The 16,517-nt window shown below is 64.9% G+C and carries 30 protein-coding genes; 15 read left to right on the top strand and 15 right to left on the bottom strand.

Annotated features, from left to right (window positions below):
* Nucleotides 1–228 (top strand): hypothetical protein (locus tag BM004_RS41860; protein ID WP_218152781.1); only part of this gene is annotated, 228 nt, incomplete at its 5' end.
* 20 nt (nucleotides 229–248) lie between these two features.
* Here BM004_RS41860 and BM004_RS39210 read toward each other — a convergent pair.
* Together BM004_RS39210 and BM004_RS41125 are read right to left on the bottom strand one after the other, a co-directional pair.
* Nucleotides 249–500 (bottom strand): helix-turn-helix transcriptional regulator, encoded by a 252-nt coding sequence (locus BM004_RS39210; RefSeq protein WP_093222123.1) that lies wholly within the window; start codon nucleotides 498–500, stop codon nucleotides 249–251.
* Nucleotides 501–776: 276 nt separating this feature from the next.
* Nucleotides 777–992, bottom strand: a complete 216-nt coding sequence (locus tag BM004_RS41125; RefSeq protein WP_143072661.1) for a hypothetical protein — start codon at nucleotides 990–992, stop codon at nucleotides 777–779.
* 184 nt (nucleotides 993–1,176) lie between these two features.
* On the opposite strand from BM004_RS41125, the gene BM004_RS42285 reads away from it, so the two are divergent.
* The 5 genes from BM004_RS42285 (at nucleotide 1,177) to BM004_RS39185 (ending at nucleotide 3,293) form a co-directional block, all read left to right on the top strand.
* Nucleotides 1,177–1,311, top strand: coding sequence for a hypothetical protein (locus tag BM004_RS42285; RefSeq protein ID WP_256220288.1), 135 nt, complete (start codon nucleotides 1,177–1,179; stop codon nucleotides 1,309–1,311).
* Nucleotides 1,308–1,622 (top strand): phage protein NinX family protein, encoded by a 315-nt coding sequence (locus tag BM004_RS39200; RefSeq protein WP_093222119.1) that lies wholly within the window; start codon nucleotides 1,308–1,310, stop codon nucleotides 1,620–1,622. The genes BM004_RS42285 and BM004_RS39200 overlap by 4 nt, the downstream gene beginning before the upstream one ends.
* 157 nt (nucleotides 1,623–1,779) lie before the next feature.
* Nucleotides 1,780–2,136, top strand: a complete 357-nt coding sequence (locus tag BM004_RS39195; RefSeq protein ID WP_093135672.1) for a hypothetical protein — start codon at nucleotides 1,780–1,782, stop codon at nucleotides 2,134–2,136.
* 477 nt (nucleotides 2,137–2,613) lie between these two features.
* Nucleotides 2,614–2,880: an antitoxin gene (locus tag BM004_RS39190; protein WP_093135692.1), complete on the top strand. Its 267-nt coding sequence runs from the start codon at nucleotides 2,614–2,616 to the stop codon at nucleotides 2,878–2,880.
* Between the two features lie 8 nt (nucleotides 2,881–2,888).
* Complete coding sequence (locus tag BM004_RS39185) at nucleotides 2,889–3,293, top strand: type II toxin-antitoxin system VapC family toxin (protein ID WP_256220287.1); 405 nt, start codon at nucleotides 2,889–2,891, stop codon at nucleotides 3,291–3,293.
* A 158-nt stretch (nucleotides 3,294–3,451) separates the two neighbouring features.
* Here BM004_RS39185 and BM004_RS39180 read toward each other — a convergent pair whose 3' ends face one another.
* The 7 genes from BM004_RS39180 to BM004_RS39155 form a co-directional block, all read right to left on the bottom strand.
* On the bottom strand, nucleotides 3,452–4,471 hold the full coding sequence (locus BM004_RS39180) for a prephenate dehydratase domain-containing protein (protein ID WP_256220286.1): 1,020 nt from the start codon (nucleotides 4,469–4,471) through the stop codon (nucleotides 3,452–3,454).
* Nucleotides 4,468–5,115: a zincin-like metallopeptidase domain-containing protein gene (locus BM004_RS39175; RefSeq protein WP_256220285.1), complete on the bottom strand. Its 648-nt coding sequence runs from the start codon at nucleotides 5,113–5,115 to the stop codon at nucleotides 4,468–4,470. Before BM004_RS39175 ends, BM004_RS39180 begins: the two co-directional genes overlap by 4 nt.
* Nucleotides 5,012–5,359 carry an ArdC family protein gene (locus tag BM004_RS42280; protein WP_256220291.1) on the bottom strand — a complete coding sequence of 116 codons (348 nt, stop codon included), beginning with the start codon at nucleotides 5,357–5,359 and terminating at the stop codon, nucleotides 5,012–5,014. Before BM004_RS42280 ends, BM004_RS39175 begins: the two co-directional genes overlap by 104 nt.
* Before the next feature lie 151 nt (nucleotides 5,360–5,510).
* The gene (locus BM004_RS39170; protein WP_256220284.1) at nucleotides 5,511–5,717 is read right to left on the bottom strand and encodes a type II toxin-antitoxin system RelE/ParE family toxin; all 207 of its coding nucleotides are present in this window, start codon (nucleotides 5,715–5,717) and stop codon (nucleotides 5,511–5,513) included.
* A 56-nt stretch (nucleotides 5,718–5,773) separates the two neighbouring features.
* Nucleotides 5,774–6,007 (bottom strand): CopG family ribbon-helix-helix protein, encoded by a 234-nt coding sequence (locus BM004_RS39165; protein WP_256220290.1) that lies wholly within the window; start codon nucleotides 6,005–6,007, stop codon nucleotides 5,774–5,776.
* Nucleotides 6,008–6,203: 196 nt separating this feature from the next.
* Complete coding sequence (locus BM004_RS42275; protein WP_256220283.1) at nucleotides 6,204–6,371, bottom strand: type II toxin-antitoxin system RelE/ParE family toxin; 168 nt, start codon at nucleotides 6,369–6,371, stop codon at nucleotides 6,204–6,206.
* A gap of 139 nt (nucleotides 6,372–6,510) precedes the next feature.
* Nucleotides 6,511–6,813, bottom strand: a complete 303-nt coding sequence (locus BM004_RS39155) for a YlcI/YnfO family protein (RefSeq protein ID WP_093222125.1) — start codon at nucleotides 6,811–6,813, stop codon at nucleotides 6,511–6,513.
* Nucleotides 6,814–6,955: 142 nt separating this feature from the next.
* Between BM004_RS39155 and BM004_RS39150 the strand changes: the two genes are divergently transcribed.
* From BM004_RS39150 to BM004_RS39130, 5 genes are all read left to right on the top strand, one after another.
* Nucleotides 6,956–7,309: a hypothetical protein gene (locus tag BM004_RS39150; RefSeq protein ID WP_093222114.1), complete on the top strand. Its 354-nt coding sequence runs from the start codon at nucleotides 6,956–6,958 to the stop codon at nucleotides 7,307–7,309.
* Between the two features lie 444 nt (nucleotides 7,310–7,753).
* The gene (locus BM004_RS39145; RefSeq protein ID WP_093131477.1) at nucleotides 7,754–8,497 is read left to right on the top strand and encodes a nitroreductase; all 744 of its coding nucleotides are present in this window, start codon (nucleotides 7,754–7,756) and stop codon (nucleotides 8,495–8,497) included.
* A gap of 42 nt (nucleotides 8,498–8,539) precedes the next feature.
* The gene (locus tag BM004_RS39140; RefSeq protein WP_093131479.1) at nucleotides 8,540–8,962 is read left to right on the top strand and encodes a cupin domain-containing protein; all 423 of its coding nucleotides are present in this window, start codon (nucleotides 8,540–8,542) and stop codon (nucleotides 8,960–8,962) included.
* A 21-nt stretch (nucleotides 8,963–8,983) separates the two neighbouring features.
* On the top strand, nucleotides 8,984–9,439 hold the full coding sequence (locus tag BM004_RS39135) for a carboxymuconolactone decarboxylase family protein (RefSeq protein WP_093131481.1): 456 nt from the start codon (nucleotides 8,984–8,986) through the stop codon (nucleotides 9,437–9,439).
* A 61-nt stretch (nucleotides 9,440–9,500) separates the two neighbouring features.
* Nucleotides 9,501–10,211 (top strand): HD domain-containing protein, encoded by a 711-nt coding sequence (locus tag BM004_RS39130; protein WP_093131483.1) that lies wholly within the window; start codon nucleotides 9,501–9,503, stop codon nucleotides 10,209–10,211.
* On the opposite strand, the gene BM004_RS39125 is transcribed toward BM004_RS39130, so the two are convergent.
* Nucleotides 10,208–11,176: a LysR family transcriptional regulator gene (locus BM004_RS39125; protein ID WP_093222111.1), complete on the bottom strand. Its 969-nt coding sequence runs from the start codon at nucleotides 11,174–11,176 to the stop codon at nucleotides 10,208–10,210. The two genes, BM004_RS39130 and BM004_RS39125, sit on opposite strands and share 4 nt — an antisense overlap.
* Nucleotides 11,177–11,296: 120 nt before the next feature.
* Between BM004_RS39125 and BM004_RS39120 the strand changes: the two genes are divergently transcribed.
* From BM004_RS39120 to BM004_RS39110, 3 genes are read left to right on the top strand one after another with little or no spacing between them, the layout of a single operon-like run.
* Nucleotides 11,297–12,286, top strand: a complete 990-nt coding sequence (locus tag BM004_RS39120; RefSeq protein ID WP_256220282.1) for a tripartite tricarboxylate transporter substrate-binding protein — start codon at nucleotides 11,297–11,299, stop codon at nucleotides 12,284–12,286.
* A gap of 2 nt (nucleotides 12,287–12,288) precedes the next feature.
* Nucleotides 12,289–12,858, top strand: coding sequence for a 4-hydroxylaminobenzoate lyase (locus BM004_RS39115; RefSeq protein ID WP_093131487.1), 570 nt, complete (start codon nucleotides 12,289–12,291; stop codon nucleotides 12,856–12,858).
* Nucleotides 12,855–13,556: a nitroreductase gene (locus BM004_RS39110; protein WP_093131489.1), complete on the top strand. Its 702-nt coding sequence runs from the start codon at nucleotides 12,855–12,857 to the stop codon at nucleotides 13,554–13,556. Before BM004_RS39115 ends, BM004_RS39110 begins: the two co-directional genes overlap by 4 nt.
* 412 nt (nucleotides 13,557–13,968) lie before the next feature.
* On the opposite strand, the gene BM004_RS39105 is transcribed toward BM004_RS39110, so the two are convergent.
* Genes BM004_RS39105 through BM004_RS39095 form a run of 5 tightly spaced genes read right to left on the bottom strand, consistent with a single transcriptional unit; the run spans nucleotide 13,969 to nucleotide 16,040 of the window.
* Entirely contained in the window at nucleotides 13,969–14,232 is a 264-nt protein-coding gene (locus BM004_RS39105; protein ID WP_256220289.1) for a cyclophilin-like fold protein, read from the bottom strand.
* Nucleotides 14,156–14,404, bottom strand: coding sequence for a hypothetical protein (locus BM004_RS42270; RefSeq protein WP_256220292.1), 249 nt, complete (start codon nucleotides 14,402–14,404; stop codon nucleotides 14,156–14,158). The genes BM004_RS39105 and BM004_RS42270 overlap by 77 nt, the downstream gene beginning before the upstream one ends.
* Entirely contained in the window at nucleotides 14,404–15,234 is an 831-nt protein-coding gene (locus BM004_RS39100) for a xanthine dehydrogenase family protein molybdopterin-binding subunit (protein WP_256220281.1), read from the bottom strand. The genes BM004_RS42270 and BM004_RS39100 overlap by 1 nt, the downstream gene beginning before the upstream one ends.
* Before the next feature lie 46 nt (nucleotides 15,235–15,280).
* A complete protein-coding gene (locus BM004_RS41855; RefSeq protein ID WP_218152780.1) occupies nucleotides 15,281–15,517 on the bottom strand; it encodes a hypothetical protein in 237 nt (78 codons plus the stop codon).
* A 13-nt stretch (nucleotides 15,518–15,530) separates the two neighbouring features.
* Nucleotides 15,531–16,040: an FAD binding domain-containing protein gene (locus tag BM004_RS39095; RefSeq protein WP_256220280.1), complete on the bottom strand. Its 510-nt coding sequence runs from the start codon at nucleotides 16,038–16,040 to the stop codon at nucleotides 15,531–15,533.
* 192 nt (nucleotides 16,041–16,232) lie between these two features.
* Between BM004_RS39095 and BM004_RS39090 the strand changes: the two genes are divergently transcribed.
* Nucleotides 16,233–16,460: a hypothetical protein gene (locus tag BM004_RS39090; RefSeq protein ID WP_093131493.1), complete on the top strand. Its 228-nt coding sequence runs from the start codon at nucleotides 16,233–16,235 to the stop codon at nucleotides 16,458–16,460.
* Nucleotides 16,461–16,517: the final 57 nt, after the last annotated feature.

The following is a 16,517-nucleotide window of genomic DNA, read 5'->3' as shown; positions in this document are numbered from 1 at the left end:
AGCGGTTCTTCATGCACACCATCGCAGCGTGCATGGACCACCGATCCTGCACATCAGCCTTCAACGAAAACAGAGGGTACTGAGAAGACGCTTACATCTGCAACACTCCTTCTGCCTCAGCAGTGGTTAGTGTGTTGCATCGACCGGTTGAATCCGCCGTCTGTAGCGGACACCCATCTCGAGTTCAAAGGACTAATTGACCCAACAGCGGCCGCATTCGGCAATTGAGTAATGGGCCTCGGCTGAGATTAACCAAGCCGTGAGACGTTTGAATACCCCTCCGGATCATCGATCGAGCGCTGAAGTGCCCCGCGCGGCCATCCACAGGCGCGTCCGCCCAAATGCACAGGAGGAGGAAACTTGCCTCCAGCGATTCTGCGATACAAGGTGGCGCGGCTCAGTGCGGTGATGCGTATCACGTCGGCCACGCGAAAAAATGCGGGGGCTGTCGCACTCGACAGATCAACATGGCGGTGATTGGCATGGGGCTCGAATTGCATGGCAACTCCTCGAAGTTGGGTCGCGCTTTCAAGTAGCGGCGTGCTCGATGCTTTGGAGCAAACGCTGTCGTATTCCACTTCCCTGGGTTTGTTGATTCAGACAAATCGCTTGGGCCACCCATACAGCTTCGCGCAGCTGGTGGACGTGGCAGTGGTCGTCAATGCGCTGCGCTTCGAAGAAGTCGCACCCGTTGGGTACGACACAGGCGGGCCAGCAGCCATCAACTACGCCATACGAAATCGCAAGCAGATCCCCGGGCTAGTGCCTTTTAACTGCTACTGCGTCGACTCAAAGGTGCGCAGCTTTTCCTGGCTATAGGCCTCTGCGCAATCCGAAAATCCACGTCCTTGCGTGAGAAGATGACGCCGTCCATCAGATACAAGTTTGACAAGAAGCTCCTGCCCGGTCATCGCCAGCAACTTCGCGCGGTCGCCAAGCGCGACGCCGGATTTTCTGGCGATGATTGGCGATGTCTGTGCGAACTTGGCCAAAAACACTCGCCAGCTCAAGTAGCTTGACCCATAAAACTGCTGTGGGCAAGATGGGAAAAGTACCTCGACATCCCTGTCGCAAAGGACATGGCGGCTCTGTTCCCGACGCCTTCTCGCGGAGCTTGATGCAGAGCATTGGTATCCGAAGAAATTCATCCTCACGCCCGAGCAGCACAAGGGCTACGTGGACTCGCGGCGCGCCGGCATAGGCGGCGCCGCCGCGGACGTCACTGAGCACATGGGCGTGCCCGTCGAGGTCGCGGAAGGCACGCCGGGCGTGATGGTGGCCGTGGATGGCGCCAAGGTCTCGCTGCATTGAGTGCTGAGCGCGCCAGCGATCTCATAGGCCTCGCGCTGGATCGTTGGGTGGCCAGGGCCGATGGAAAGGCCGCCGACGACGATTTCCGCCCGTCGACGGACTGGGCAATCGGCGGACCGATCATCGAGCGCGAGGGCATCCAGGTCGCTCCGATGCCGGCCAAGGGTTCGACCTGGTGCGCCGTCGCAGTCGGCCGCCTGCCGGTGCGCGCGAGCGGCGGTACCGGCGGCGGCTGGATCGAAGGTCCAACGCCGCTGGCAGCTGCGATGCGGGCCTACGTTGTTGCCCGGTTCAGACACGACCTCAAGTAGCGTTTTCCTACGGGCGCTTGAAGCGCTCGGGCCGAATGGCGCCCTGCCGCTCGGTCAGCTTCAAGCGCGCGTTTCCGTTGACCCGGCCGGGCTTCTTGCTCAGATACGATCCTTACGCCGCCCTTCCTCCTTTCTCGCAGCCCAACGAGTCGATGACATGCGTACCGCCCTCTACTACACGCTAATGCTCTTGCTCGGATTTGCCTGGTACAGGCTGGGGCAAAACTTGCTTCGCAAAAGGCGTTGGGACGAAAGCGGCAACCGCACCGAAGGGGTCGTGGGGCCAGCGGGATTACTCCTGTGTGCTGGCGTAGCCTGCTATCTCTTGTTCGCGTTTTTGCGCGCGCTGGTGCGAGGTGAAGTGCCATGCGTTGGCAAAGCTTGCAAGATGCAGATCTACACCTTGGCGGCCAATGCTGGCGAGTACTGGGCAAACATGTTTTTCCTCGCGTGGATGGTCTTTGGCCTGAGCTATGCGATGTATGTGACCCTCAAGATTTGGTTCCGAGCGTAGCAGTGCTGACACCGAGGCTGAGCCGCCGCTCGTCGAGCAGCATCGGCGGGAGGTCAGAGAGGTGCGGCATGGCCGGACGCCCCCGCACGGCCTTTCTTGTGCGCGCCGAAGTAGAACTGAGCCACCCGCAAAACTGGCTCAGATTCCGGTCGGCGCCAACAGGCCAGAAACCTCGCCGGCCTCTGGCGCGCAGGCCGGGGCTCTGACCGACCCATGGTCCGCATCGCTGTACCGCTACCCTGGCCGGGATCGAGACCGTCTTCATCCTGGCACTGCGACCTCAGCGCGAGTCCGGGTTCGAGCACTGACCGAACGGCCGGCCCTCGAGCCTTGTTCGGCCGCGTCCCGACCAAAGGCGCTTGACGACGAAAGTCCTGGTCGGCACAAGCAGCGTCGCAGTGTTTCGTGCTCCAGGGCCTTGACTCGGCGAGGTCATGTAGCTACATTAGTAGATACACCACCTGTCCGGAGTCCGTCGTGCAGCAATCTACCGCCAAACTCTTTGCCACCGGGGGCAGCCAAGCCGTACGCCTGCCCGCGGAATTCCGCTTCGACGGCACCACAGAGGTCTATATTCGACGCGACGACGCGACCGGCGATGTCATCCTGTCCAAACGCGCACCGGCGCACTGGCGTGCGTTCATGCAGATGCGGGAGCAACTGGGCATCGTTCCTCCAGACTTTCCGGACGCGCGCGAACAGAGCGAGCAGTTGCGCGACCCTTTCGAAGGCTGGAAGGAATGACGCTGTACATGCTCGACACCAACGCGGCGAGCGAAGCCATCCGCGGCAATCCGGTTTTCGATACGCGCTTGCAAGCCATGACCCCGGGGCAATGGTGCATCTCCGCCGTGACCTGTTCCGAACTGAGATTCGGCATCGCCCGACGTCCCGAGGCCGTGCGGCTGCATCGGATCGTGCAGGAGTTCCTGCGCATTGCGCCGGTTCTGCCCTGGGATGTGCACGCAGCGCTGCGACATGGCGATCTGCGTGCCCAGCTGAAAGCGGGCGGCACGCCCATCGGCGATTTCGACGAGATGATCGCTGCCCACGCGCTGGCGGTCGGCGCCGTCATCGTCACGGACAACACGAAGCATTTCGCGCGCGTGCCTGGCCTGGTGCTGGATAACTGGCTTCGCGCGCCGACCGGGCGCTGAACCTGCGCCGGGCGACCGGGCCTTGGCCGGCCTCGCGCCAGATTACTTCGAAGCGCACGATGTGCATGAACGGAAGACGATGCGAGGCGACCGAGCCTCCGCTCAACCCGCGCTGGGCAGACCATTCGCCGCAAAGCGCTGCGGCGCCGCGCCCGCGTTCAATACCGCCTCGGGTAGGAGCCGAGAAGCCGGAACTCTGCACGGTCGGCCAGCAGCCTGGCGATTTCCGGCTGCGAGGCATGGCCCACGACGTCGATGACATAGCGGTGCCCATCCAGCGATCGCTTGCCCGGGCGTTCGTAGACTGCCAAGACCCGGGCCGATTGCGCGAGCGCCTGCAGCGATCGCTGAAAGCCTTCTTCGTCGACGGTCAGCAGCAGCGTCGTCTTGTCATGGCCGCTGGGTGCCGGGATCGCATGCCCCAGCACCCACCGCCGCTGGCCGCTGGCCGCTGGCTGGCGTTCTACGTCCGGCATCTCCAGATCGAGCCAGAGCTTGACCTCCTCCAGCGCCACGGGGTGCGCGAGCACCGTGCGGATGTCCTCCTTGCGGGTGCCGGGCTTGGCCAGCAGGCTGTAGCCCAGTGCCTTCGGGTGCTCGCCCACCACATGCACCGTGTCCAGCGCCAGCACGTCGTCCAGATAGGGCGTGACTCCGACCACCGACGTCGTGGCGGGCACGCAGGCCTTGGCGACGGTTTTCGCGCGCAGGGCCTTGAAGAGCGCCTGCCTGTCGAGCGCGACCAGATTCGTGTCGCCGAACAGGTCCATGCAGGCTTCGTGAGTCCAACTGCCTGCCGGTCCCAGGTAGGCGATCTGGGCGCTGGTGATCGAGGAGACGCCCATGGCGAGCGTGGCCATCGTGACAGCGCAAAGGGAGAAGGTTTTCATGAGTTTGAACGGCACGGGCAACAACAACGGTGGAGAGAAGCGCACGGGTCTCCAGCGCACGCCGCATCGAGATCCCGGCGTTGGGGGCCCGCACGTCTTCACGACGGAGGCCGTGATGATCCGGACCGCGGGCGTGCTCCGCAACGCGTGCGCGACATGTGTACTTTCCCGAAGGCCGCCATGGCCGAAATCCAGGTGCTGGCAGCCATCGCGTTGCATGACGCGGAACAAACCTGCGCCACGCCCGTATGCGCGCCGGCAGGTCCTGAGACCGTCGACGACCTTCATGCGTCCTCCGCGCTCGCTGCGGACTCCCCAAGTGCAGGCATCTCCCGCGCCGCGATGAACGCGAAGGCCTCCTCCGCGAGACGCGCCGCCGTGAAGATCGCCGTGCGATCGCCGCGCAGCACCTGCAGCGAGGCGTCGATGTAGGCCGCATGCCCCTCGACCGTGGCATCGACCAGCCCGCAGTGCGCCATCACGAACGCACTGCCCAGCTCGGCCACCAACTCCTCGAATGCATAGGCCGCATCGCCGAATCGTTGCCCGAAGCGCCGGTTCAACCGGCCGGGATGCCTGGTCCAATGCACCAGCTCGTGCAGCGCCGTCGCGCACTGCGCCTCGGGACTCGTGAACTGCCGCGGCCACGGCAGCCGGATCTCGCCGAGCGCCGGCAGGTACGCCGCCCGGTCGAAGCCGTGGCGGATCGTCGCATCGCAGCCTCCGAGCAGCCGCATCGCCCGCTCCACCGGACCCTGCACGTTCGCCGCTGGCGCAGCGACACCGAGGTCCACCACTTCGAGCGGCAGCCCGTCGATCTGCGCCACGTTAAACGGCCAGAACGGCAGGCACAGCAGCACGCCGGCACGGGCACCGGCATCCGCAGCCTCGCCTCCTCGTCCCCCCGTCTTGCGAGAGGACGTCGTCGGCATCGCCGCGACGCTCGCGCGCCCGGCGCTCGAAGTGTGCGCACAGCACGCCGCGCTCGCCCCTGCGCACCTGGGCACCGAGGCTCTGCGCCTGCCGGTAGGTCAGCCATAGCCATGTCGCCCGTGCGCTAGCGTTGGCGCGGCTTTTCAGGCACCCAGCCGAGCCCAAGCAAGCGCTCGCGCCGCCCCGCGCGCGGACGCCGGCTTTGGCGGGCGATCTACTCTCGCCCAGGTCGGCCGCAGGCACCCGCCAGCGCCCTTTCGCACTCACGCGATCTCAATCCGAAGGGAGCATGCGGCCAAGAACAGGTGACGCCATGCATTGGCGATCTGGATGGCACGCAGGCAGTGTTGCCGTGCGACCTACTCTCATCTGGACTTGCGGCGCGGCGCACGTTTCAGTACCCGGCTCCGCGCTGGTGGCGCACGGCCATCACTGTGAGCGTGTCGATGTCCTCGTCATACCGGTACAGCGCCACGTAGCCACCGTGACCGAAGTCGCTCACCCACTCGCGGTACTGCGGTGGCAGGTCTTCCAACGAGCGGCCGATCAGCGGCTGCAGGCCCTGCACCTGCACGCTCCTGCAAAATGGTCTGGCCGGCATGCCGTGCCGCCTGCGGATTCTTCGGACGCAGGAACTCGCGCAGGCGCTGTCGAACCTCACTCGTGGCATTCGGGCGCGGGCAGTTCGTTGTCCGTACCCCAACTGGTCAGCCAAGCCTGCACCTCTTCGCCTGTAGCGTGCAGACCTTTGCGCTGGAACTCCTCCCAGGCAGCCACCGCCTGCTGGTGCATCTCCTGGCGCTTCTCCTGGCGCTTCTCCTCGCGCTCCACGTACTGCGCGATGGCTTCGCGCATGAGCCAGTGCGGTGCACGGTGACGCGCCTCGGCCAGGCGCTCTAGGCACCCCTAGAGCTGCGGGTCGAATTTGACCGGCGTCAGGCTGATGGCGGAGGAAGAACTCGAAGTGGTCATGAGTAATACGTTACCCAAGTCCGCGCTCATGGCCAATTGCCGTCTGGTTGCTCGCAGCCCATGTTACGTTTTTGCGGGGCGCGTCTACCCTGCTTGATAGACGCCTAGCTCACTTTCAGTGGTAGTCGTCCTCTCGCTGATGCCGAATAGCAGACACCACGATCTCCCTTTCGCTGACGACATGAAACAAAGCGACGTGGCCTGACGCGCCAAATGGAATGACCAGTTCCCGCTCCAGCCGGTCGTCGAAGGCAATTCGACAAGTGAAGGGATTGGTCTCCAAGATCCGGAACTCCCTTCGGATGGCCAGGAGCGCGCGGTCCGGCAACTCCCAGTCTCCATGCGTGAGCGCGGCGTCAAGAAGAAAGGCTCAAGACGCTGCAGATCTTCCACCGCTTCGCGCGTCAACCGCACGACGTATGTCACGGGCGCCGTGTGAAGACGCCGCCGCGCTCCGCCTCGACCGCCTTGCGCGCGATGTCAAATCGGGACTTCATCGCCTCGAGGACCTGGTCTGCCGCATAGGACTCGCCCGTCTCAAGCGCGCGGGCAAGCGATGCGCGTCCACGCGCCACGAATTCTTGCTGCGCCTTGCGACGACGCGCCGCATCGATTGAAGCCTGCTCAACGAAATGCGACAGCGTTTCCCCGTCGAGCAGCACGCCCTCGATCTGTTCTCGAACGGCGGCCGTCACCCGGACCGGGGGGAGTTGGGTCGTCTTCATGGCCCCAATGTATAGCAAATGCTATACATCAAGTCGGAAGCCGACCTCCACCTGGCGGCCAGGCCAGCTTGACGGAATGCCGCTCGGTGAGAGCGTTGCGTCCGGCGCCTGGCCCATCGCGCCCCGCCCACGAAAGAAAGAAATGAACACCGCCCCAGACCCAGACCTGTTTCAGCGGGGATACCGCGCGGGCGACAAGGCGACGGTGGATCTGTCGGATGAAGAGAACGAGACCCTGCTCAGGGCCTTCAAGGCGGGTTTTGTGCACCGCCGCGCGGAGCGCACGGCGCTCGCCACGGGAAGCTTGAGTCCGGCCTACATGGGTCAGGACGCCGCACACCGCGCGAGACTGAACGCCGACGACTTCACACCCTACGTCAGCATCGCGGCCATCCGGGACTGGGCAGAGGTACTCTGCGGACGCCCTGTCGCCACCTCACACCCGCCGCACATCGGCCAAGCAGCACGGGACGTCTGGAACACCGGCAAGGTGTGAACCCGGATCCCGCCCGGAGCGGGCCCCATGTCGGCGTGGCCCAACGCACCTCTTGAGCAAGAAGAAGCGCGCGCGGGAGGAGAGAGCTGGCTATTTATCGTGATCAAGCGACGGATGGGTGTGTCCATCACGAACTTGCGCGGAGGGGCGCCCACATCGCGAAGCAACCGACGCAACGGCACTCCCCAGCCGGCACCGCCCGGGAACACCTCGCGCCCCTCACGGGTGCGCAGTCACTCCCGTAGCGTGGAGACCACCGACAGGCTCTCGGCTTGGAGTCGCCCCGCGGGCGCTCAGGTCGGTGTGGATCCGCAGTTCGGTGGCCCCCAGATGCCGGTCTGCGCAGTGCATTGCGTGCAATATGCAACTGCAAACACATCAATTCCATTCAAGTCGGATCTCCTCGAAGATCGCATTTCTCCAAGCGATCACGAAGAGAACACGATGACTGAAACCCTCGCCCAACACCGCGACGTTCCGAGCGCCATCGCTGCGCCATGGTCGCCAGAAACCACCGCAGCATGCGTTTCTTGCGTCGTGCGTTCGCGCCGGGCCACGCGCGCATTCAAAGCCAGCCCTCTTCCTCGGGAAGCCGTGGAGGAGATCCTGACCGAGGCAGCCTGCGCCCCCAGTGGCGCCAACATCCAGCCCTGGCGCGTGTACGTGGTCAGTGGCGAGGTGAAGGACGGCTTGACGCATGCGCTGGTCACCGCGTCACGCGCTGGCGTTGCGCCAGCACCGGCGCATTTCCCTGACCCCTTGCCCCACATGTTTCGCAACCGGCTGCAGGACTTCGGTGCCCGCTACTACGCATCGCTCGGCATCGAACGCTCCGACACCGCTGCGCGCACGCGCCAGACCGAGCGCAACTACGCCTTCTTCGGCGCCCCGGTCGGCCTCATCTTCAGCATCGACCGCCGGTTGAAGCCACATAGCTGGATCGACCTCGGCCTGTTCGCGCAGACCGTGATGCTCGCGGCCAAGGCACGCGGCATCGACACCTGCCCCCAGGTGGCCTTCGCGCAGTTCCACGAGCCGATTGCGTCGTATCTGCAGATGCCGCAGGAAGAGATCACCGCGTTCGGCATGTCCATGGGATACGGGGACACGCAGGCCCCGGTGAACCGGGCTGCCATGCCCCGGGTTCGCTTGCAGGATTTCGCACAGATCCTCGGGTTCGCCGGCTGAACCCCTGCAACGCCACCCATCATTTTTTCAAGGAGAAGCTCCATGCACGCTTCCTGGCTGCTCGCCATCACGCTCACCGCCGGAGCGACCGGCTTGTTGACGACCCCTGCCGCGAACGCACACGGCGCGGGCGAAAGAGTCACGCCCGCGTTACAGCAGCAGATTGCGAACATTCCCGGAAAGTCGCTGGTTGCCGTGGTCGTCGACTACGCGCCCGGCGCCGGTTCACCCTCCCATGTGCACGCGAAGTCCGCGTTCATCTATGGCTACGTGGTCTCGGGCGCCATCGAGTCGCAGGTGAATGAAGGCCCCAGGCAGATCCTGCGTGCTGGAGACAGTTTCTATGAGCCTCCCGGCGCACGGCACACCGTCAGCAGGAATGCCAGCAAGACCCGGCCCGCAAAGCTGCTGGCGGTGTTCGTCGTGGACAGCGCCGACACGGCACTCACCACCCCCATTCAATAACCGATCAAGAGGATCACAACCATGAGCAACCGCATCGACTACAACACGGTCGCCCCGGCTGGCGTCAAGGCGCTGGGCGGCGTGTATGGGTACATCTCGAAGAGCGGCCTGTCGCCTGTTCTCGTCGACCTGGTGTACCTGCGCGTTTCCCAAATCAACAACTGCGCCTACTGCCTGGACATGCACACGCGCGATCTGCTGAAGAAGGGCCAGCCCATCGAAAAGATTGCCCTGCTGCAAGCATGGCGCGAGGCTGGCGCGCTCTTCGACGCGCATGAGCGCGCTGCTCTGGCCTGGGCTGAATCGGTGACCCGCGTGGCAGAGACCGGCGTGCCCGACAGCGATTTCGCCGCCGCCCGCTCCGTGCTCAGCGAGCCCGAACTCGTGGACCTGACGATCGCCATCGGTCTGATGAACACCTACAACCGGATGGCAATCGCGTTCCGCAACACGCCCCAGGCCCTGGCCGCCCTGTGATACGGGGCCACTGCAGCGGCGCGCACGCACAAGCGACATCCACCAGCACAAGGACCACGCCATGACGCACTCAGCCATCCCTGGGGTGTACATACCCGACAGCAAGCTCGCGCGGGAGATGACCCAGTTCATCCGCGACACCGAGAGCGATCTGCTCTTCCACCACTCCGTGCGCGTGTATTGCTGGGGCTACCTGACCGGCGCCCGCACAGGCTTGAGCTTCGATCCGGAGCTGCTCTACGCGGCGTCGATGTTCCACGACATCGGCCTCACCGCACGTTACCGCGACAGCCAGTTGCGTTTCGAAGTGGACGGTGCGAATGCCGCACGGGAATTCCTGCGGAGCCACGGCGTGCGCGATGCAGACATCGAGACCGTCTGGAACGCCGTTGCGTTGCACACCACGCCGGGCATACCGCAGTTCATGCGCCCGGAGATCGCACTGGTCCAGGCCGGGGCAGGCATGGACGTGGCGGGCCGCGGCTACGACCAGTTTTCCGAGGCGCAGCGCGCGGCCGTGGTCGCCGCCTCTCCGCGGGAAGCAGACTTCGCGCAGGGCATCATCGACGCCTTCTACGAAGGCATGCAACACCGCCCGCTCAGCACCTTCGGCACCTTCAACGACGATGTCCTAGCTTTCAAGGACCCCGCCTTCCAGCGCATGGACATGTGCAGCATCATCCTGGCTTCGGACTGGACCCGCAGAACGGGCTGCCAGGCGGCAGGCGGCTGCCCGCGCCACGACCATCCACACCCCCCGGCAAACGGCTAAGCCACCTGTTGCGCCACCCGCGCGATGCTTTCCTGCAGCCACACCTGCGCGGGGTCGTGGTCATTGCGGCTGTGCCAGACCGCGCGGAACGTGGACAGCGCGGTTGGATAGGGCGGCTCGCGCACCAGTAACTCGCCCGCACCTGCCAGACTGCGCGCCAGCGACGACGGCATGATGGACAACATGTCGGAGCCGCGTAGCAAGGCTGGAATCGCCAGGGAATGCGGGACGGTCGTGCGATACCGCGGCGCCAGGCCCTCGGCCGACAACGCCTCTTCGAGCGCATGGCGGTCGAACATCTCGGCCTGCCGCGCCAGGCCACGCTCCAGGATGAAGCCGCCGACGGCACCCTCCTCCTGGCCGCCCACAGACACCGTCACCAAGGGATAACGCGCCAGGTCGCGCAGTGCCAGCTTGCGGCGAGAAGCCGGGTGCCCCTTGCGCATGACGATCATCTCGCCCTGCGTCATCAAGGTCCGCGCGCTCAGGCGCGACGGCACCTGCGCGAAGATGCCCACGGCGATGTCGATCTTGCCGACGTCGATCTGCTCGGCGAGATCGAGGCGCGTGGACGGCCGGACCACGAGGTCGATGCCGGGGGCCTCCACCGCCATGAGCCGGCTCAGCTCCGCCACCATCACCGCCGTCAGGTGGTCGTTGGCGGCCACCGCGAAGCGGCATGTGGACTTGCCCGGGTCGAAGGGCTCCACCCCCAGCGTGGCCTCGATCCGGCGCAACGAGTCGCGCAGCCCGTCGGCCATCGCCGCTGACCGTGCCGTGGGCACCATGCCCTTGGACGTGCGGACGAACAGCTCGTCGCCCACCACCTCGCGCAAGCGCGTGAGCGCGTGGCTGACTGCCGACTGGCTCAGGTTCAGGCGCTTTCCCGCACGCAGCAGGTTGCGGTCTTCATAGACCGCGTCGAACACCTTGATGAGGTTCAGGTCGATGCGTCCGATGCTCATGGTGCGCGTCTCCGATATTGCACGGCGTGCATTGTGCTCTTGCAAAACGGGCGATTCCGTTCATGGCGACGGATGACGATCATGGAGCCCACAACCCCTTGCAACCTCGCGGAGCCCCCCATGAACCCACTCTCACGCCGGCGCTTCGGTGCCCTCGGTCTCACCACGCTGGCGACCTCGGCACTGCAGCCCATGGGCTGGGCGCAAGCCCCGGCGCCCCCGCGACGGATCGTCGTGGGTTACCCCGCAGGAGGCACGCTGGACCAGACCGCGCGCCGCGTGGCCGAGGCATGGCGCAAGCAAGGCATTACCACCATCGTCGACAACCGGCCTGGCGGCGCGGGCCGCCTGGCCAACGCACAGCTCAAGCGCGAGCGCGCGGACGGCAACACCCTGCTGTGCACGCACACCTCGGCGCTCAGCATCTACCCGCACGTCTACACGAAGCTTGCGTACGACGCGGCAGCCGATTTCGTGCCCATCACACCGGTCGTCTCGGCGACCTGTGCCCTGGCCGTCAGCAACGCCGTCCCCGCGACCGTCAAGACCCTCGCCGACTACGTGCGGTGGGTGCAACAGGCTCCCAGCCGCGCTATGTTCGCGTCGCCGGCGGCGGGCTCCATGGCGCACTTTCTGGGTTTCCAGTTGTCCGAGGCGGCGGCGCTCAAATTGCAGCACGTGGGCTACCGAGGTTCGTCGCCAGCCATGAACGACCTGCTCGGTGGTCAGATCCCCGCGTACCTGGGCTTTGTCGCCGACTTCCTGCCGTACCTGCAGAGCGGCAAACTGCGCATCCTGGCCGTGAGCGGCGACAAGCGCTCGCGCGCCATGCCTGGCGTTCCGACCTTCGCCGAGCAGGGCTACCCCGCGATCACCGGCGTCGAATCCTACGGTGTCTTCGCTCCCCCCGGCACACCCGAAGCCGTGGTGAAGAGGCTGTACGACGACGTGCTCACGGCCAGCAAGGACCCGGCCCTGGTGGCGGGCTTCGAGGAGGTCGGGATGGAGCTGTTCACGCTCACGCCCAAGGCCTACGAAAACCACATCCGGACCGAACGCGACAAATGGGGTCCGGTCGTGCGGGCCTCCGGCTTCACATCAGAGGAGTGACCATGAGCAAGCATGACAGCAACCAAGACCGGGAAGAACTGATAGCGCGCAGCATCGCCTTTCTCGGCGAAGTGAAGGACATGACCGCGGGCACAGACGTCGAGCGCTGGCTGAACCAGACCCATGGCCCAGGCAGCGAGGTGTACGAGCAGCTCGCGCGCCTGGTGAAGGCCGGCGTGCGCGACGGCTGGGCCGCCCACGTCGAGATCACCGGACCGCACTACCGGCGCAGCCGCCTCGTGGATCCGTCGGAGCGCACGCACTGGTTCAGCATCACGGCCGTGTACATGGACAGCACGGCCAACACGCAGGGCAACCCGGGCAACACGTTTCGCGGGCAGTACCACGCGCATCCCTATGGCGAGCTGAACATGGTGGTCCCCCTCAACGCCGGCGCAGCGCTGGCAGGGCCCAACGGCTGGTGCGAAGCGGGCTGGACGGCGCCCGGCCCGGGCAGCCACCACTACCCGGAAGCCCGCGGCGGCGCGGTCATTGCCCTGTTCTACCTGCCTGCCGGGCGCATTGCATACCACGCGCCACCGGTCGAAGCGCAGGCCGAGGAGCGGCCATGACGCAGGGCGACGTCGCGCACACCACGCGCGTGGTCGACGGTGTACTACGGGGGCGACGCAGCCTGCGCGCCTACAAGCCGGACCCCGTTCCGCGTTCCCTGCTGGAAGAGATCTTGGACGTGGCATCGAGCGCGCCCAGCAACTCCAATACCCAGCCATGGCAGGTGCACGCCGTCGCCGGTGCGCACCTGGCAGTACTGGGCGCCGCGTTGGTGAGCGCATGCCGCGAGAACACGCTTCCGCCATCCCCGCACTTCCCCGACCCATTGCCCGACGAATACGCCCAGCGGCAGCGCGATTTCGGTGCGATCTACTACCAGACGCTCGGCGTGGACGTCGCCGACATGCTCAGCCGCATCCGGCAGACCGAAAAAAACTTTGTGTTCTTCGGCGCGCCGGTCGGCCTGATCTTCACCATCGACAGGCGCCTGGCGCCCCACAGCTGGCTCGACCTGGGCCTATTTGTCCAGAACGTGATGATCGCCGCCGCAGCGCGCGGCCTGGGCACCTGTCCGCAGGTGTCGTTCGCGCGGTTCCATCCGGTCATCGCACAGCACCTGGCCTTCATGGAGCACGAGCTGACGGTGTGCGGCATGTCGCTGGGCTACCCCGATCGCGATGTGCCTGTGAATCAGGTGGCCACGCCGCGTCGGGCCGTGCATGAGTTCGTCAGCTTCCAGCGCTTCGCGGATCCATGAGCGCGCCCAGAACGGCGGCCGAGCGCAGCGTTCGTCGGGCATACCCACATCGGAGACTGGTGCTTGGCATGGTGCCTGTGGCGCTCCGCGGATTGATATTGCCAACGCCCGGACCCTTGCAATTGTCCGCCGGCGTGCACTCAGGGTCGCGGCGGTGACCGACCGCAACGGGCGCAGAGCGATAGTTCACCAGCTGCGCGAGCAGCCGTTCGCGTGATCTAGCGGTGAGCTTTCGCTGATTGACCGATGAAGAGGGTACAGCGGACCGACGCGCTTGGCGAGCGTGAATTTCGGGTTTCGTAAGCGACGGTCATTCAGATCTGAAAACTCAAGGTTAGCAGCCAGTCTGAAGCAGCCTTCGAACGCCGCAGCTTTTGATTCTTAGCGGCCCCAAGACATTCACGGCGATGGCTTACGGGCGGGACAGTTCCACCTTCACTGCCACATTGCCTGTACTGTCCCGCACAAGCTGATCGAGCCCAGACGCGAAACGTCCAAGGCGCACAAGGCCTTGCGAGGGAGCGCCGGCCTTGTAGAAGAACGCAAGGTTGCCCCACGGAGCGTAAAAACAGATGTCCCCCGCAGAAGGCGTGTAAGAGTCAGGCACGCCCGCTGTTGTCAGTTGCCTCGGCAGGTCGGCAATCTTTTCTGTTGCTTCGTAGTCTTTCAGACGCAACGTCAGCGGCAAGAAGGGTGGCGAAATCTTCGGCGCTGCGTGAGACGTCAAGCGTTGCAGTTGCGATGACGACGCCGTCGATGCTCATCCTGAGGTTCATCTGGTTGACCTGTCCTTCTTGAATTGACTCAATGGCTTTTTGGGGACGGCGTCTCTGTCTGTCGACGGCCATCACATCAACTTCTCCGGAGTGATCGGCAGATCGCGCACGCGCTTGCCGGTGGCATGAAAGATCGCGTTGGCGATGGCTGCCGGAATCCCCACCATGCCCAGCTCGCCCATGCCCTTCACGCCGAGCGGATTGACGATGGTGTCGTCTTCCTCGACGAAGATGGTTTCGATGGAATGAATGTCTGCATTCACCGGCACATGGTAGTGCTGCAGGTTGGCGTTCATGATGCGGCCGTAACGGTGATCGATCTCGGTGGCCTCTTCCAGCGCCATGCCGATGCCCCAGACCACACCGCCGATCTCCTGGCTGTGGGAGGCAAGCGGATTCAGGATCTTCCCGCAGGCCGTGACCTCGATCACGCGGGTGACCTTCACCGTGCCCAGGTCCGGATCGACCTTCACCTCGACGAACTGGGCGCCGTGCGCCAGCGAGGCGTACTTTGCGCGCTCGGGCGAGGGTGTCGAGTCGTACGTCTCGGTGATCTCGTTCGTTCCGTTGCGGCGCATGACGTCGGTAATGACGATAGAACGCGACGGATTGCTTTTGAGGCGCAACAGACCATCAAGCATCTCGACGTCCGCCGCCCTCGCGATCGGAATGTGGTACTGCGCCTCGACCTTGACCGCCGCGGTCTGCATCGCGGCGACAGGGTTACCTCGGGCCGTGCTCTTCGCTGTCGCAGGGTCCGGCTGCGCACGGTCCAGCACGATGGCGAAGTCGGAGTTGTGCGGCTCCGTCCGGTAGGTCGCTTTCATCCGTCGCGCCGCGTGCCGTGCCTGTTCGTAGCTCTCCGCAACGACCAGCGCAATCGGTTGGCCGTTGAAGAACACCCGGTCCGATTGCAGCGGCCAGGTCCATGCGGGCGCCGCGCCGGCCTCAGGTGCCGGCCCCCAGTTTGCCGGCGTTCAGGTGCGTGAAGACGTGGATCACGCCGCCCGCCTGCTCGGCTTCGCGCGTGTCGATGGCCGTGATGCGGCCCTTGGCCACCGTGCTCAGCACGATGAAGCCGTAGCTGACATTCGGGATCTGGAACTCGGCGGTGTACTTCGCCTTGCCGGTGACCTTGGCGAGCCCGTCGACGCGGGTCGTTTCTTTGCCTAGATAGCGTGCCATGCGATTTCCTTTTTCACGCCAGGCGCGAAGCGCGCATCAGCGCTCGCACCACAGAACGGCGACCCAGTTCCACTTTGTGCGCGTTATGCGCCAGCGGGCGCGCATCGCGCAGCGCGGCTTCGGCAGCGCGCTTGAAGGTCGCTTCGTCTGCACGCTGGCCCACCAGGATGGCCTCGGCCTCGGCACTGCGCCAAGGCTTGTGCGCGACGACGCCCAGCACCACACGCGCCTGACGGATCTCGCTGCCATCCATGTCCAGAGCGGCTGCCACGGAGACCATCGCGAAGGGCGGATAGTTCTCGCGCACCAGCGGGTGGTTGGCCGTTTTGGTGTTGGTCGCCAGTGCACCGATAGACAGTCCTGAACGTGTGCGCTGGATCTCCCGCAGCGGCAGGCGGGTGACGTCCACAAGGCGCTTCGGTCGATCTGCGATCGCGGCTGAGTGAACAGGGTGATGGCGAACCATCGCGGCGATCAAATCGAACAGCCTGAACATCGATTTGCTGCGCCAGACACCCGTCAAGCGGGTCTGGCGAGCCCGATTGGAGTGTTGCAGACACACTCATCCCCCCAAGGCGCCTTTTCGCGACAGCCGCGTCAGCCGATGTCCGACACGCCGCCCGGTACGAAGTCCTAGCGTTTCCCTTTCGGTGGATGTTCTTCATTCGCCCCGCATTCCATTCATTCGCGCCATCGCAGGAAAGGAAAAAATGCCATGAGCGAACTATCGAGAAGACAGCAAGCCAGGGACGACAGGCGCGACAACCGGGGCGTCTTCGTATTCACTGCGACGGTGGCCATTGTCGTGATGCTCGGCGCTCTGTTCTATTTCTATGCCGTGGACAAGCGCGGCGAGGGGCCCTCCCATGAGGCCTCGCCCCCGGCCGCGCAGGTGCAGGGCGGTGCGCGGACGGCGCCCACCGCGGCTCCTGCGACGAAGTAGGCAAGCGTAAATGGGCCGGCTTCCTCTTCATTAACCCGACCCATCATCGAGAGGATC

The sequence above is a fragment of the Variovorax sp. OK212 genome (assembly GCF_900112425.1).
In the GTDB taxonomy this organism is placed as follows: domain Bacteria; phylum Pseudomonadota; class Gammaproteobacteria; order Burkholderiales; family Burkholderiaceae_C; genus Variovorax.
This window is presented reverse-complemented; position numbering and strand designations above follow the sequence as displayed.